General features: G+C 68.0%; 18 protein-coding genes. All 18 read left to right on the top strand.

The genetic code is table 11. The features are described from left to right. Positions 1 to 183: 183 nt before the first annotated feature. The 18 genes from ACMXN5_RS49150 to ACMXN5_RS49235 all read left to right on the top strand — a co-directional run bounded on the left by ACMXN5_RS49150 (position 184) and on the right by ACMXN5_RS49235 (position 14,298). Entirely contained in the window at positions 184 to 525 is a 342-nt protein-coding gene (locus ACMXN5_RS49150; protein ID WP_439681526.1) for a hypothetical protein, read from the top strand. 182 nt (positions 526 to 707) lie between these two features. Next, positions 708 to 1,187, top strand: coding sequence for a hypothetical protein (locus tag ACMXN5_RS49155; RefSeq protein WP_439681527.1), 480 nt, complete (start codon positions 708 to 710; stop codon positions 1,185 to 1,187). A 381-nt stretch (positions 1,188 to 1,568) separates the two neighbouring features. Continuing rightward, positions 1,569 to 2,150 (top strand): hypothetical protein, encoded by a 582-nt coding sequence (locus ACMXN5_RS49160; RefSeq protein WP_439681528.1) that lies wholly within the window; start codon positions 1,569 to 1,571, stop codon positions 2,148 to 2,150. Positions 2,151 to 2,463: 313 nt separating this feature from the next. Further along, a complete protein-coding gene (locus ACMXN5_RS49165; RefSeq protein WP_439681529.1) occupies positions 2,464 to 4,518 on the top strand; it encodes an N-6 DNA methylase in 2,055 nt (684 codons plus the stop codon). A 259-nt stretch (positions 4,519 to 4,777) separates the two neighbouring features. Next, positions 4,778 to 5,008, top strand: coding sequence for a hypothetical protein (locus ACMXN5_RS49170; RefSeq protein WP_439681530.1), 231 nt, complete (start codon positions 4,778 to 4,780; stop codon positions 5,006 to 5,008). Between the two features lie 380 nt (positions 5,009 to 5,388). Further along, positions 5,389 to 5,727, top strand: a complete 339-nt coding sequence (locus tag ACMXN5_RS49175; protein ID WP_439681531.1) for a hypothetical protein — start codon at positions 5,389 to 5,391, stop codon at positions 5,725 to 5,727. A gap of 71 nt (positions 5,728 to 5,798) precedes the next feature. Further along, entirely contained in the window at positions 5,799 to 6,227 is a 429-nt protein-coding gene (locus tag ACMXN5_RS49180; protein WP_439681532.1) for a hypothetical protein, read from the top strand. 283 nt (positions 6,228 to 6,510) lie between these two features. Further along, entirely contained in the window at positions 6,511 to 6,864 is a 354-nt protein-coding gene (locus ACMXN5_RS49185) for a hypothetical protein (protein WP_439681533.1), read from the top strand. Positions 6,865 to 6,964: 100 nt separating this feature from the next. Then, entirely contained in the window at positions 6,965 to 7,174 is a 210-nt protein-coding gene (locus tag ACMXN5_RS49190; protein ID WP_439681534.1) for a hypothetical protein, read from the top strand. Positions 7,175 to 7,332: 158 nt separating this feature from the next. Then, the gene (locus tag ACMXN5_RS49195) at positions 7,333 to 7,719 is read left to right on the top strand and encodes a hypothetical protein (RefSeq protein ID WP_439681535.1); all 387 of its coding nucleotides are present in this window, start codon (positions 7,333 to 7,335) and stop codon (positions 7,717 to 7,719) included. A gap of 99 nt (positions 7,720 to 7,818) precedes the next feature. Continuing rightward, a complete protein-coding gene (locus ACMXN5_RS49200; RefSeq protein ID WP_439681536.1) occupies positions 7,819 to 8,376 on the top strand; it encodes a hypothetical protein in 558 nt (185 codons plus the stop codon). Between the two features lie 464 nt (positions 8,377 to 8,840). Continuing rightward, entirely contained in the window at positions 8,841 to 9,470 is a 630-nt protein-coding gene (locus tag ACMXN5_RS49205) for a vWA domain-containing protein (RefSeq protein WP_439681537.1), read from the top strand. 862 nt (positions 9,471 to 10,332) lie between these two features. After that, entirely contained in the window at positions 10,333 to 11,091 is a 759-nt protein-coding gene (locus tag ACMXN5_RS49210; RefSeq protein WP_439681538.1) for a DUF7221 family queuine tRNA-ribosyltransferase-like protein, read from the top strand. A 116-nt stretch (positions 11,092 to 11,207) separates the two neighbouring features. Next, a complete protein-coding gene (locus tag ACMXN5_RS49215) occupies positions 11,208 to 11,603 on the top strand; it encodes a hypothetical protein (protein WP_439681539.1) in 396 nt (131 codons plus the stop codon). A 247-nt stretch (positions 11,604 to 11,850) separates the two neighbouring features. Then, entirely contained in the window at positions 11,851 to 12,177 is a 327-nt protein-coding gene (locus ACMXN5_RS49220; RefSeq protein WP_439681540.1) for a hypothetical protein, read from the top strand. 77 nt (positions 12,178 to 12,254) lie between these two features. Continuing rightward, positions 12,255 to 12,725 carry a hypothetical protein gene (locus ACMXN5_RS49225; protein WP_439681541.1) on the top strand — a complete coding sequence of 157 codons (471 nt, stop codon included), beginning with the start codon at positions 12,255 to 12,257 and terminating at the stop codon, positions 12,723 to 12,725. 139 nt (positions 12,726 to 12,864) lie between these two features. After that, complete coding sequence (locus ACMXN5_RS49230; RefSeq protein ID WP_439681542.1) at positions 12,865 to 13,413, top strand: hypothetical protein; 549 nt, start codon at positions 12,865 to 12,867, stop codon at positions 13,411 to 13,413. Positions 13,414 to 13,770: 357 nt separating this feature from the next. Beyond that, positions 13,771 to 14,298 carry a hypothetical protein gene (locus ACMXN5_RS49235; protein WP_439681543.1) on the top strand — a complete coding sequence of 176 codons (528 nt, stop codon included), beginning with the start codon at positions 13,771 to 13,773 and terminating at the stop codon, positions 14,296 to 14,298. Positions 14,299 to 14,771 lie beyond the last annotated feature (473 nt).

A 14,771-nucleotide genomic window follows, 5' to 3' on the forward strand; every position in this document is an offset into this window, starting at 1 on the left:
GCGAATCCGACCCGTCCCGCAACAAAGACGCCGAGAGCGCCTAGGAGGCTCCGCGATGAGTGAGTCGGCCCGCAAACGACATCGCGGACCCGACGCGTTCCGGCGCCCCCGGCGCACCACGTTCGACCGGTGCGCCGGGCCCGAACCTGTCTCCACCGCCCGCCTTCCCGATCGGAGTTCCGCATGGCCGCAGAAGTGGTGGTCTTCATCGCCTCCAAGAACACCAGGAGCACCCACCGGCGGGTGCTGTGGCGCATGAGCGAAGCCGATGCGCGCAAAATCTGTTCCGACGCCCGCACGTCGGGGCCGAGCCACATGCTCTGCTGGACTGCCCAAGACATCGACGACCCCCAGATCAATCGCTACGTGCGCGACAGTGGCACGTACGCGCAGATTCTGGCCGAGCACCAGTGCACCGTCCTGTGCTCGCTCATCGCCCCGCCAAGCGCGGCGACCGCGCAAAGCGGCGGCGCGGCAGGCCGCCGCACGGCCGACAACGACGCCGCATCGTCGTCGTTTCACTGACCCGATCTTAGACACTCCGCAGCAAGGCGGCCCCGCTCCTGTTGCGCCGCCCAGAAACGACCTGCCTCCATTTCGTCACGCCGGCGGGCTGTCACGTGCGCGGTGAGGTACCGCGCACCGGGTCGGCGCCTCGACGAAAGCCTCGCTCGCCCCGATCATTCCCCGTTCCCAGGAGGAGCGCCGTGTCCGACCGCTCACCGTTGCAGTTGTTCGTCTACGCCGCTCACGAGGACGAGCACGACGTCATCATGCAGATCATGGACGAAGAGGACTTCGAACTGGAATGGACCGACGAGGAGGAGAGTCGGCCGGGCTTGGTTCTCGGCCGGCGCTACGGGATCGACGAGACCCCGCTCGGTCGCTGGGAAGACGTCGCGACAGCACTCAGGACGCGGGCCCCCAGCGCCGTCTTCAAGTTGTGGCAGGACCCGCACTACTCTGCCGACGGGCGTTTCGTCGCCCACGTCCCCGGTGTCGGCACCTATGAGACCGGGTGCGCGTCTGACGGCACTCCTTGTACCGATGTTCCGGACCTCGTCGAGCTTCTGACAGCCGCTCCCGCAGGGACCACCGTCCAGGAGTGGCTGGCCGGCCCCGGAGGACAGAGCCTGGGCGTCGCGGTGCTTGCCGCCCTGGATTCCTACGAGAATCTCCACCAGTAGGTCCGAAGCGATGTGTTCGTCGATGCGGCTCCTGCGTCGAAGCCATCGCGCACACCTAATCCGGGGAAAACGGGCCAACACCCACGGTGGGATTCGCTGACCACGTTCACCCGAGAATCGGCCTGGGAGCGGGACAAGCCCGAGCGGTGCAGGCGCCCCTTGGTGGAGCGGCTGGTCGGTGCCGGGACGACGCGGATGAAATGCGCCGTCACGGCCCAGTGGAGGCAGGGCCCGGACATCAAGCCGGACTTCCCCGCATGCGTCGAGTTCTGCGCCCCCACCGCCGCACAGCGGCAGTTCCCCGATCATCAGCCGGCGGTGCACGCGGCCTCACCACCGCGCCCCCAGCCCCTTCCTGTCCGTACGTCAAGAGGTGCCACCATGGCGAGCGTTGACCAAACTCTGACCGAGCTCATCCGGGCGTTCCCGTGTGCGTATCCCGACCGAACCCAGGCACTCCACCAGGTCCTGGTGGTACTCGGCAGCGGGTACGAGTGGCGGGGCGGCGAAGCCGTCCAGCGGTTCGACTCGGACGGCCGTGGCTGCCTGAGCGTGCACGGCCAGTTCAAGCTCTCCGCGAGCCTGGCGGAGCGCTTCCGGGAGTACGGGGAGGAGGTCTCGCAGGAGGACATCGACGGGACGTGCCCCGCCGAACATCTCCGCACGCGGGCCGCCGAACTGGCCCGCACTCCTGGGCCGCTGCGCCAGGACCCGTATCCGCCGAGCACTCTCGCGCCGTTGTTCAACGTTGCGGAGGACGCTGCCGCAGACTGGGTCGCGGCAGCCCGGGAGATCGCTGCGGTCGTCGTCCCGCTCTGGGTGAACCCGTCCGCCTACGAACTGACCATCAATTTCTCCCTCACCTGCGAGCAGCGGGCGTACGCCTACGGCGAGCAGACGAAAGCGTTTGCCCTTCTTGAGAGCCGCTTCGGTCCCGGCGTCGTCTACGGCGGTGGGTGCTGATGTCGTCCGAGCTCGGGCTTTCCCGCCGTAGTCCGTGCGTCGATTGCGGAGTGCAGGTCGGCCGGGAGCACTCGGCCGGCTCCGGCGGGATGCACTACCCGCGGACTGGCCTTTCGCATGCCCTCCGCCCTGGCCAGCACGGCCACAGCAGCGGGGGCGTGAGGACCGGCCTGCTGCCGAAAGAAGGAGCTGCGGTGGCCTTCGGCTGGTTCTGTCGAATGTCAGTTGGCGCGGCGCGGTCGGCCCTGCCCGACGTTCCTGCTCGACCGAGCGAACACCCCTTTCGGTGTCCGCAGCAAATTGGAGGAATCCGGTGAACGACGTCAAGCATGCCGAGTTGGCAGCCCGTGTCTGGTCTGTGGTCGATCTCCTGCGCGGCGACTACAAGCAGTCCGAGTACGGCAGGGTGGTCCTGCCTCTCCTGGTGCTGCGTCGCCTGGAATGCGTTCTGGAACCGACCAAGACCGCTGTCCTGGACGTGGCGGCCCGGTTCCAAGGCCGAGACGACGTGCCGGACGATCTGCTTCGGGCGGCTGCGGGGGCGGGCTTCTACAACACCAGCCCTCTCACCCTGAGCAGCATCGCGAGCGACGCCGAGTGCTGCGCAGCGCAACTGCTCACCTACTGCGGGGCTTTCTCGCCCGGGGCGCGCGAGGTGCTGTCACAGTACGGCTTCGCGCAGCAGGTGCGGCGCCTGGCCGCGGCGGGGCTACTGCACCACGTCGTCGGGCGCTTCGCGAACCTGGATCTTCGGTTGTTCGAGCGAGACGCGGACCACGCCGTGGTGCGGAGCGGAGACGGTCGGCCCCGGGAGATCGTGTCGAACCACCACATGGGCTACGTCTTCGAGGACCTGATCCGCCGGTTCGCGGAGCAGTCCCACGAGACGTCCGGGGAGCACTTCACGCCACCCGAGGTGGTTCGACTCATGGTGAACCTCCTCGTCGGGGTGGACGTGGACATTCGCCGCGCGCCGGGCTCGGTCCGTACGGTCCTGGACCCGGCGTGCGGAACCGGCGGCATGCTCAGCGCCGCGCGGGAGCAACTGCTCCGACTGGATCCGAACAGTCCGGTGGAGGTGTTCGGGCAGGAGCTGAACCCCGAGTCCTGGGCGGTCTGCCGCTCCGACATGATGATCAGGGGACAGATCCCGGAGAACATCGCCCTGGGCAACTCCTTCACTCAGGACGGCCACGCGGGTGCGGCATTCGACTACCTGCTGGCCAACCCGCCCTTCGGCGTCGAGTGGAGGAAGGCCAGAGAGGCCGTCGAGCGCGAGCATCGCGACCTCGGCTCACTCGGGCGGTTCGGGGCTGGCCTGCCGCGAATCAACGACGGCTCGCTTCTCTTCCTGCAGCACATGATCGCGAAGATGAAGCCGGTCGATGCCTCGGGCGGCGGCGGCAGCCGCATCGCGATCCTCTTCAGCGGCTCACCGCTCTTCTCGGGCGCGGCCGGGTCAGGGGAATCCCGAATCCGCCGATGGATCCTGGAGAACGACCTGCTGGAGGGCATCGTGGCCCTGCCCGATCAGCTCTTCTACAACACCGGGATCTCCACCTACCTGTGGGTTTTGACCAACTGCAAGTCCGAGAGGCGGCGAGGTAGCGTCGTGCTCCTCGACGGCCGCGGCCACTGGCGGAAGATGCGCAGGCCCCTGGGTGACAAACGCAAGGAACTCGGCGAGGACCACATCTCCGAGCTGACGCGCCTGTACGCCGAGGCGCCAGCCATCCCGTCCGCCCCCGTACAGGGCACTGTCACCGGGCCCGGGAAGGCAGGCAAGGTGAAGGTTTTTCGCAACGTGGACTTCGGCTACCAGCGCGTCACGGTCGAGCGACCGCTGCGGCTGCACTTCGAGGCTGGCGAGGCAGCACTCGCGAAACTGGCCAGGTCGAAGCAGGTTCAGCGGACGACCGACGCGGACGCGTTCGTCCGGGCGCTGCGCCCGCTGATCGGCGCGGTGTGGGCAACGGAGGCCAGCGCTTTGCGCTCGCTCAAGGCCACGGTATCCACGGCGGGCCTGCCGTGGCCTTCGAGCGCCGCCCTCACCAAGGCACTGCGCGAGGCGCTGGGTGTTCCCGATCCGAAAGGCGAAGTACAACGCTCCAAGGACGGCCCGCTGCCGGACCCGGCGCTGCGAGACTTCGAGAACGTCCCGCTCGGGGAGGACCCGGAGGAGTATCTGCGGCGCGAGGTGCTGCCACATGTGCCCGACGCCTGGATCGACCACGCCAGGACGAAGATCGGCTACGAGATCCCGTTCACCCGTCACTTCTACGTATACACGCCGCCACGGCCGCTGGCGGAGATCGACGCGGAGTTGATGGCCGTGCAGGCCACAATTCAGGCTCTGCTCGACGGATGAGGGCCGGGAATCCCGTGCGCTCTTCGATGCCGGCGTCCAACCGCCATCTCCTGATTACGCGAATTCATGTGCTCTCTGTGAAGGTTCGAGAGGTCCTTCCTGGCTCCTCTGCGCTCTGCGCCGCACCGAGGACGGTTGCGACGCCACAAGCGGCACAGGAATCACGTCGGTTGCCGACCACCGAATCATCCAGGATTGCTGAACGCCCGGGTTCGCCTCTTGCCGCCCCTGCGGCCTCACCAACGGCAGGAATAACATCATGACGTACCACGAAGAGCCTTCCGCGGAACCGGGCGTGAGCCGTGGCCCCGCCTGTCGCAATGCTGGGCACCGCGCACATTGGGTCGTCACCGTCCGCAACGCCAACTACAGCGCTTTCAACGGCGGGCGCCGCACCCCGTCTCCGTTTTCCGAGATCAGGTGCCTGGCCTGCCGTTCGCGCTGGCGCTCCAAGGGCAAGTTCGTCGCAAGGCTGCCCGACGCCCGCTGACCCGCCGTCCATCTGTGCGTTTCTTTCGCCACGACGTGCCGACCGCCCAAACTCGATCCCCCACGAACGGCAGAAGCCCGCACGGGGCCGCCTGGGAGCGGGGCGCACCTCGGCGAGTGGCCGCGCCCGCTCCTGCGCGCGACACGTCACCGCGAGGCGCCGCATCAGTGCCGATGGCCCGCGTCCGAGCATCGACTTCACGGCTGCGACGACCCTGGAGGGGCGACTCGCCGACAGCCCTTCGTCGATTCTGCTTTTATAAATATCAATTACTATGTAATATGGATGTGAAGTAGCGCCGCCTGACCCGAGATGGTGAGGGCGCATCCGGTCGCCCAAGCTGCGGCTGGCCATCCGCAACGAGGAGAGGGAAGGCAGCCATGCGCGCAGAAGTGAGCTTCGGTCTGGGCATCGGCGATGAAGGGGGCGAATACGAAGCGGGTTTCGCATGGAAGGTCGGCGAGCTGCCGCTGCCCCGCAAGGGCGAACGGATCGCCTTCGGCGAACTGATCACGCTCGTCGAATCGGTGACGTACTCATGCCTGGACGCGGGCTACATCGCCACCCGGGACCATGAGATCGACGACGTGGAGGTCTACTTGCGGGTCCGTCTCGGCATGGCGGGTCGCAAGGCCGGATACCGGCCAGCGGAGTTCTACACGATCTTGTCGCGGCTGCCCAGCGTCTCCGGTCTGCACGTGACCGGCGCCGACCGATAGCACACGCTCGTTTCCGGACGTATTCGCGAAACGCCCCCCGTCCGGGCCCTACGCCTCCCCCAAGGAGAACGATGATCCCCAGCGTTCCCGCTGTCCTCCCCGACAACCCCGAGACGTCGTGGCGAGGAGTTGTCCACGACCTGATCACGGCCCACGCTTCCATGGTGGCCCGACAACAGGCCGAGATCGCGCCCTTCAAGGGTCCGGATGGCGCTCTGTTGGGAGAGGACTATGACGACCACGACGAGGCCGCCGACCGGCACGTCGAAGAGCAGGCCCAGATGCTCGGCATAGTCATCGCCGTCTTGGCCCGCGAGTTCGGGCGGCCACACAAGGGCACCACTCAGGAAGCTGATGCGCTGGCAGGCATGAGCGCCGTTCTGGCCACCATGACCGATCCTGATCTGGAGGGCGGCGACATCGTGGAAGCCATCAAGGAACGCCTCCAGGCGCTCGGGTTCGACCTGAACATGCCCGACGACTTCGATGAGGGCGCCTGAACCGTCGTCGCGTCCCGCACTTCGACGGAGGCGGCCCGTCAGCACGTGGCGCTTTCGGCGGCCACGCCTGTTCGTCCGGCCTCCGGCCGCGGCACGAACGGCGGGGCCTCCGCCCTGGAAGCGAGCACCCTACATGACCACGCCGTCCCGGCAACCGCCGCACGGCACGCCGATATTGGAGGCATCCGTGCCCGATTCCACTGACCGCTTCGCCGGCCGTTCCGCGTCCGGCCGATGGTGGCGCTGGAGCACCTTGTGTGCCCTGCCCAGTACCACCGTGGCTTTGAGCAGCACCTGGCTCTACCAGCCGCACACGTTCACCGACTCCCTGATGGCGATCGGCATGTCCGTCGCCGCGTTCTGGGTGTTCGTCGTGACCATGCCGCGCCGCCACCCCACCGAATGCCTTCTGCGCGAAGCCGTCCTCACCGTCGTCGACGCGGACCCGGACCCCGACGGCGGCACCCGCAGCGACACCTACGAACTGCGGGTCCACGACGTCAGCGTGCTGGTACGCCTCCGCGAGCAGTGGGCGGGACGGCCCTTGGTGCCGTACGTGCACATCGAGCACGAGGCCAACGGGCCACGCCTTCTGCTCGTCGAGGTCGACAACCAGGGCGAGAGCGAATACCGCTGACGTCCACCCTCCACCACGGCGCACGGGCCAACCTGTCACTGCCCGATGTTCGTCTCGGCCTTCAGCCCGTGTCCGCGTACCACCAGTCGAAGGAGAGCCCATGGAGCCCGAGTTCACTCCCGGGGACCGCATCAAGGTCATCGTGTGCGCCGACCACGCCCCGATCCCGACCGGAGCGACCGGCACCGTCACCCGCTGGAACCCCCACCCGCTCGTCCGACAGCTCGACGTCGCCTGGGACGCCCCGCATGCCCACCGTCGGCTGATGCTGGTCCTCACCGACGACGGTGATCGCGTCGCCCACATCTGACCCGCCGTCGGACCAGGACACCGCCCGGCAGCGATTTCGCGCCTCGTCGCTTCGCCCACCGCCTTCGTCACCCACCGGAGACCCTCATCGCCGTATCCCGCAGCACCGACGCTCCCGCCGACCTCCGCGCCGCGGTCGACTTCGAATCCGAGTACGTCGTGCAGGTTCGCAACGGCACAGTCTGGAGCCGGCCGCAGACCATCGAGCACCGCACGCTCCACGGGATCGACGTCTGGCACGCCGTCCTGCGCGCCCACCCGTCCACGCGCATCTCCGAACGCGGTGTCCTTACCATCAGCATCACCACCGCGGCGATGCGATTCATCCCGCTCGCGACGTACGAGGCGTATTTCTGCGCGGCAGAGGACTGCGAAGAGTCCATCGCCGATAGTGAGGATCGGAGTGGTCTGTGCGGCCACGGCGCGCAGGCCGCTGCATCCACCCGCGTGTCGGGCAACGCCGCCTCCGCCAGCGTCGACACGCCGGCCGATCCCCGAGCGCCCGCCGCCCGGCCGCTCGCCGCAGCCAGGCCACCGGACTGGTGATCGAGCGCCACAGAAGGCCCGGACTCGGGCCACCAGCGGCAGGAAAGCGCCGTCCGTGTAGGCGGATCCGCACGCACGCCACCCACCGCGAGGTTGTCGATGACCACACCCACCCACCCGCTGCCCGACCAGTGGACAATCAACCTGCGCCCCGCCTTGGGCCTGACGATCCTCACCCTCCTCGACGGTGGGGGCACCGAGCGGCTGACAGGCTTCCACCCGCTCGCTCCGCCCGGCACGACGGATCGCACCGTCTCCACGCTGGAGGAAATCGCCGACGAAGCACTGCGCGTCTGCGCCAGGAACCTCGTCGACGCCTTCCACGCCCGCACGGCGCAGGCCCAGACAAGCGCCGACGCCTTCGGCGCAGCGGTACCCGACCAGTCGGCCCTCTTCGATCGGCTGCGAGCCGACCTGGCCGGCGCCCTGGTGGACCTCGGCATCGACGACACGCTGACCGTCGTCCTCACACTGGCCGCCGAGGGCCCGGGGGCCGGGAGCCTGCTCTCCCTTATCGCTCGCTGGTCCGGGTCCCGGCCGCAGGACGGCTCGGCCGAGGGCATAACGCGGGACCTCGACGACGCGGGATGCCTGACCGTACTTCTCGACCAGACCAGGGCCGAGCAGTTCCTGATCTGGTACCGCGACCGGTCCTGAGTTCTGGGGCCGGTGATGCAGCGGCGCTTGTGGCGATCGTGCAGCACGGCTGATGGCGTGGCCGGATCGGACGACTTCCGGCCACGCCGGGCACCCGGCGAGGTTCACCGCGCGCCGACCGGGCCAGCGAATCCGCTGCTGCACCCGGCAAGGCATCAAAGACATCTGCTGCATAAGGATCGATATTCATGTAACATGGAGATTCAAGTCACTGATCGGGGTTCTCACCCGCCTGCCCTGTGCACCATCGCCGGAAGACCGCATCGGCGGCTTGTCGCGCAACTCCCCCGCGGGCGTCGCAAGCGGTGGGCCGGCGCGGACGAAAAGGGCAGCACCTCCGCCTACAGCCACGGCCGGAACGAACGCAATCGTGAACCATCTTGGTTCTCGTGCAATCGGCCCATGAGCGACGGTCGTCCCGACGACACATCGCCACCGAACCGACGGACACAAAGGAAGTACCCGTGAACTCTGCCTTGCGCCACATTCTCATCGTGCTCGACCGTTCCGGATCCATGCATAGCGTTCGGACGGATACGGAAGGGGGCCTCGCTGCCTTCCTTGCGGAACAGCAGGCCGCTCCGACTCGCGACATCGTCACGTTCGTCCGATTCAACGAGCAGGTCGAGACCGTCTTCCCGTGCGTACCCCTGGACGCCGTACCGGTCCTGACACTCCGGCCGGACGGCAGGACCGCCCTCCTCGACGCGGTCGGCATGACCATCACCGGCGAGATGGCTCGCGTGGAGACGCTGACTAAGGAGGAACGACCGGACGAAACCGTTGTAGTGATCCTGACCGACGGCGCCGAGAACGCGTCCCGCGAGTACGACCTGCCCACCGTCAACGATCTGATCACTCGCCAACAGGCCGATGCCGGTTGGCGGTTCGTCTTCCTCGGCGCCGATCAGGACGCCTTCGCGGCCGCCACCGGAATGGGTATCGGCGGCGACACCACGCTCAGCTACGACAGCCGGGTCTCGACGAACTCGATCAAGGCCGCCGGGACGATGATCTCTCGCGGAGGCGACACGGGATCGTACGTATTCACCGACGACGAGCGCGACACCGCCAACGGTGACACCGCGCACTAGGACCACCGGAACCGGACAACCGGGGGATCGGCCATCCCCGGGTGCGCGGCGGCCGGAGCATCACGCTCCCGGCCGCGCGCACCTCTGCCGGAGGCGACAAGGCCGATCCACGCCGATCGACCAATCGCACGGGTCAGCCGGGGACCCGAAGATTCATAAGGATGATTTTCCATGTAGAGTAGGATCGTGTGGGAGAGCCAGAGGACTCCTCCGGCGGCGCCAACAGTGACACGTAGGCACCGCATGCGGCATCACGATATCCGCGCACCTCCGCCAGCGGAGGAAACACGAGCTTCTCCCATGCCCACCCCCTCCCCCGGACGCGACATGCGGAATCCGGACCGCAGTCCGTCGGAACGCACTCACCGCAAAGCGCGATGCCCCGAACGGGCCTCCGTCCGGGGCATCGCGGCCCTCCCCAACGCCTCACATTCTTAGGGAAACCCGATGAGCGCTCTGACCCCCACCGGCGCCCGCATCCTCGACACCAACGAGAACGGTGTGGTCACAGGACACGCCGCAGCCCTGGACCGACTCCGAGCCGGTGGTCTCATCGAACGACGAGCGCCAGATGGCCACCAGGTCATGACGGATGCGGGCCACGAAGCCTTGGCGGCCTGGCGTACAACGAAGTCGCCGTCGCCGCCTGCCTCGTGAAGCCCGCCTCCGCATTGTGGGGCTCGATGCCCGCGAGGCGGGAGCACATGCCGCCGCGGGAACGTGGCGACCGCGTCACCCCGCTTCGTGTCCGGATCGCCTGGCGCATGGCTCGATCGACCCCGCCGGTCAGACACACCGACAACCGACCACCTCTTCGAGAGGACGAATCCTCCTCGTGACCTCAACCGGCATCCGATTCTTTATGGGAGTCCACCAGCCGGCATGGCTGACTCGCATCTCGGAGCCGCTCTTCGTCTCCCATCGGCGTCTGGAAAATCGCAGAAGCCTGCCCCGGGCCGTCGGCCCCTGGGCGCTCGACAGCGGCGCGTTCTCCGAACTCGGCAAGCACGGGGAATGGCGAACCAGCGCAACGCGGTACGCGGCTGCGGTCGATCGATACGCGGACGAGATCGGCAAGCTGCAATGGTGCTCGCCCATGGACTGGATGTGCGAACCGGAGACGACAAACAGAACCGGCAAGTCCGTCCAGGAGCACTTGCGCCGGACCGTCGACTCCGTCCTCGAACTGCGCAGCCTCGTGGGCAAAGCCCGGGTCATCCCTGTCCTCCAGGGATGGCTGCCCCACCAGTACGTCCGCTGCGCCGAGATGTACGCAGACGCCGGCATCGACCTGTTCGCCGAGCCACTGGTGGGAGTCGGCAGCATGTGCCAACGCCAGAATCACGTCTGGGCTTCCCTGATCCTCGAGAACCTCGCTCGCCTGGGGGGACCAGGCGCGCCACCGATGGATCTGCACGCCTTCGGTTTCAAGACCCAGGGTCTACTGCTGAGTTCGTCCTGGATCGCCTCGGCGGACTCGATGGCCTGGAGCACCGCGGGCCGTCACGAGCGCGGTTGCTCCCCCACGCACAGGAGCGAGTCCAACTGCATCCTCTACGCGACCCGTTGGCGGAACAGGCTCGCCGAGCGCCTGGAGGACGCGGGGGTGCAGACGGTCTGAACCTGGCGTCCCGAGCCCCATGGACGTGCCACCCGTCGGGCGGCGCAACGGATCCGCCGCCGTCGACAACACGACATCCGCAGCCTGTCGAGCATCCGTGTTTGGAGGAAGTACTCGTGATTGCCGAACTCTTCGAACCCCTCGATATCGAATGCCTCGTCAAGAGCGCCGTAGAACTGTGGGAGGGGGCTGAAATGACTGATCTCTCCGAGCGGCAGCAGGACATGCTCGACCGTGCCCGCACCGCCATGCTTGCCGAGCACACCGGCCGACCGCTCCCAGGGGCTCTCATCACCTCGCTCGTCAGCACCGACCGTCCCTCGCAGGCCGACGACACGTGCCTGCGCTGCGGCGGTGTCGGTTTCCTTGCCCGCGCCACCGAATGGTTCGGCACCCCCGCACTGTGCACGGACTGCCACGAGACGCTGGACACCCAGCAAGCCCGGGACGGGCATCAGTGCCTTGACGGCTGCCCGCAGCCTGTCAACCACACGGGCCTCTGCTTCGCATGAACGCCCATGCGGCGTCCTCTCGGGGCGACCAAACGTCCGCCGATACGGCAACACTGTAACCAGTCTGTCGTCACGGAAATCCCGGTCTGCGCCTTGGTCGAAGCCGTCCGGCTCGGGCGGACGGCCCGACTCGATCGTATGACCGGCCCCGAGCCGGCCCGAGGACACGGACGCCGACGGGCAACCTCCGTCCTCCGAGCGACCAACCGAAACGACATCGGCCTGTCAGGCCACCAGAGGACTCTTCATGGTCGACATCGAAGCCGACACCCCGCCGACTCCACTCGAGTCCCAGGGAACCGCCCGACTCCTCGCCCTCGCCCGAACTCTCGATGTCAAGCCCGTCGACTTGGACGAGGCCGTGCACGACGCCGCCGCCCGCTATGGCAGCGACGGGTGCAACGCTACCGGTGTTACCGACAACCGGGCGGCAGACGCCCTGTACGACGAAGCGGGGAACTCTGCGGCGGACATCAACAATGACGGCCTCGGCAGGCAGGTGCCCTACCTCGTCTCGCAGCACGGCGCGGTCGAGGCCGAACGCATCATTCGCGAGGCCGCGTGTGGGGCCTGACGGTCAGACAGCCCGCCGCCGCAGCAGTTCCATCCCCACGAAGGCCATCAGCGATCCCCGACCCACCAGGAGTTGCCATGAGCGAGCCGACCAACGTGATCAGGGTGTCCCTCTTGTCCGCCCGGGGTATCGCGGCCGACGTCGCGATGCTGGTGGACGGCGAGCGTGTGAACGGCATCACCTTCCATGCGAGCGCCTTGGACGACACGCTGATCGTGAGGGTCGGTGCTCCCCGGGGCGACGTGCGTTCGTTCGCGCTCTCGGTCCGCGAGCTCCGCTGCGCACCGCAGGAGGGCGACAACTTTGACGACACGGGCACCGACGCCCTCCACGTCGAGATGAGCAGGGCGATCCGCGAGTTGGACGAGACCAGCAGCGTGCGCATGCTCTGGGAGCGCCTCGACGAGAGCCTGACCGCTGGCGGCCCGGAGCGCCTTCCGACTCCCTGGCACGGTGGTCCGTTCAACAGGTGCCAGGGGCATGAGTCGCTGGACGGCGCTCACATGGGCGAAACCGTCTACTGCGACGGCAGTTGCTCCCCCGCCTGAGCGCCTTGAGGATCGGCAGCGGGCAGATCCGAGCCCCCTGCCAGCACACCGAACTCACGTCCGCCGCCCGCGCCGGAGTGCGGCACCTCGCCGTCGCCCCACCCGGAACCGAATCCGCCTTACCGGAAAGGACTTACCCGTGCCCCGCATCCAGCCCGACCCCGGGCGCGCCGCCGAGATGGCCGTCGAGTTGTTCGACACCGAGGACCGCGGCCACACCGGCACCCAGGCCCTGCACTTCGTCAACAACGGCGGCCGGAGCAAGCTGAAGCTTTTCCTCGGCTTCGACCTCTCCGGCCGTATCACCACCCCGCTCGCGCCCAGCATGCACCGCCGCATCCACGAGGACCTGATCGCGGTAGCCGACGAATACGCCCGCGCGCGGTTCGGACGCCGCGCCGACTGGCCCGTTCGCTTCACCGTCGAGCGCCCCGTCGTCCCCGCCGTGCCGGGCAGGCCCCAGCCCATGCCCTGCCCCGACACCGACTGCGGGAAGATCGCCACCCTTGCCTTCACCGGGCACGCCTACATCTGCCGGGCTTGCCAGTACGAACTCCTCGACCCGGCCCGCGCCTACCCCGATGTGGACCTGTCCGACGGCAAGGTGTTCCTCCCACTTGAGCACCGGGGAAACGCCCTGCACCTGGTCGTCTCCCCGGGCATGGGCCCCGTCACGCCCTCGAACTAACCCCGCCCTGGGACGCCGTCCCCAGCGGCCGGCCTGGTGGGGGACCTGCCCTCCGGCCGCCGGTCGTAATCACCATCGATTCGGGGTGTTGCCCCGCGTCGTCATGGTCGTACGAGCCCGGATGCGCGTGGCCTCAAACCTTGGTTGTCGGTCCTGCCCGTTAGGGTGGGTGGAGAAGTAGACGGCATGCCGCGAAACGCCGTTTCCGCTGCCGCCCCGCGCCCACGCCGCACCGGGGCGGCGCCGCCGGACAAGGACCGAAGTCGGGTCCCGCGCAGCACTACCAAACATCCCTACCTGATCGCGAGCCTTCACGCGACGTCCGGCGGGAGCGTGGGGCCCGCTGTGGAGACAACCGTGACCAAAGCCGGTAGTGACCACCTCAAGCACACCGCCCGGGAGATCGTCCGCGCCACCGGGAGCCGCTTCCCCGACGTCCTGGTCCAGGTGCGTCGCGAGCTTTCCGCGACACCGCAGCGGCAGCCCTCGAAGGAACTGGTTCCGCGCTGCCCGGGTCTGGCGCACCCCATCGACGGCGGACGCTGCGCGCGCCCGGCCGGCCACCACGGCTCGTGGTCCTGGTGCTCCTCCGACCCGCACCTCCCCTCACACATCTGGAAGGGCTACCACAGCGCCCGCGACGAAGCCGACCGGGCCCGCCACCAGCAGTGGCTGGACCGTCTCGGTCCCCGGGAGCGCACCGAGTACGAGGCCGAGCAGGAGGCCGAGTACTGGTCGCAATTGGCCGACGAGATGCGAGAGCCCTACGACCCGTACGAGGACGAGTACCGCTTCGCGGAGGACGGTGCTCCCGACGACGCTGCCGTCGTGTACAGCACGTACGCCGACGACGGCTGCGACGAGGATTACGAGGACTACCTGTGAACGACTGCTGGTCCATCGTGCAGCAACGTGCTGCCGACTATGTGGCCGCCCGGTGCTGGCGGCCGGGCTGCCTGTCATGGTGGCGCACGCCGAGCAATTTTCGCCCTTCCACACCCTCCACATCGCCCAATTCTGCCTGGCCCGTCGTCGTGTTCGAGGACTGCCCGGACCACCTGCGCTCGCCGGACGGCATCCCGGATCTCCACCGTCTGGTACCCGAGGACGCAGACGCGCTCGTCGTGTTGTCCGCCGGCCAGAACAGCGGGCCCGGTTCGGCGGCAGGCTCGACGAGGAGTTGCGCAACGTCGAGGAGCAGGTGGCCGCAACGGGCCCCGCCCGGCGGATCGTGCAGGGAGTCTTGGACCAGGTTCCGCCCGGGAGGGCGGGCCGGAGCGGATGCTCGACATCGTCCACGGGCTCCGAGACGACCCGCGTGCCATCGCCGCGGTGCACGCGCTCACCGCGGCGGCGTT

The sequence above is a fragment of the Embleya australiensis genome (assembly GCF_051903075.1).
In the GTDB taxonomy this organism is placed as follows: Bacteria; Actinomycetota; Actinomycetes; order Streptomycetales; family Streptomycetaceae; genus Embleya.

Excerpts from the sequence above, each read along its gene's own strand:
- ACMXN5_RS49150 (WP_439681526.1), top strand. The coding sequence starts at position 184 with ATGGCCGCAGAAGTGGTGGTCTTCATCGCCTCCAAGAACACCAGGAGC.
- ACMXN5_RS49160 (WP_439681528.1), top strand. The coding sequence starts at position 1,569 with ATGGCGAGCGTTGACCAAACTCTGACCGAGCTCATCCGGGCGTTCCCG.
- ACMXN5_RS49170 (WP_439681530.1), top strand. The coding sequence starts at position 4,778 with ATGACGTACCACGAAGAGCCTTCCGCGGAACCGGGCGTGAGCCGTGGC.
- ACMXN5_RS49175 (WP_439681531.1), top strand. The coding sequence starts at position 5,389 with ATGCGCGCAGAAGTGAGCTTCGGTCTGGGCATCGGCGATGAAGGGGGC.
- ACMXN5_RS49180 (WP_439681532.1), top strand. The coding sequence starts at position 5,799 with ATGATCCCCAGCGTTCCCGCTGTCCTCCCCGACAACCCCGAGACGTCG.
- ACMXN5_RS49190 (WP_439681534.1), top strand. The coding sequence starts at position 6,965 with ATGGAGCCCGAGTTCACTCCCGGGGACCGCATCAAGGTCATCGTGTGC.
- ACMXN5_RS49200 (WP_439681536.1), top strand. The coding sequence starts at position 7,819 with ATGACCACACCCACCCACCCGCTGCCCGACCAGTGGACAATCAACCTG.
- ACMXN5_RS49210 (WP_439681538.1), top strand. The coding sequence starts at position 10,333 with ATGGGAGTCCACCAGCCGGCATGGCTGACTCGCATCTCGGAGCCGCTC.
- ACMXN5_RS49220 (WP_439681540.1), top strand. The coding sequence starts at position 11,851 with ATGGTCGACATCGAAGCCGACACCCCGCCGACTCCACTCGAGTCCCAG.
- ACMXN5_RS49225 (WP_439681541.1), top strand. The coding sequence starts at position 12,255 with ATGAGCGAGCCGACCAACGTGATCAGGGTGTCCCTCTTGTCCGCCCGG.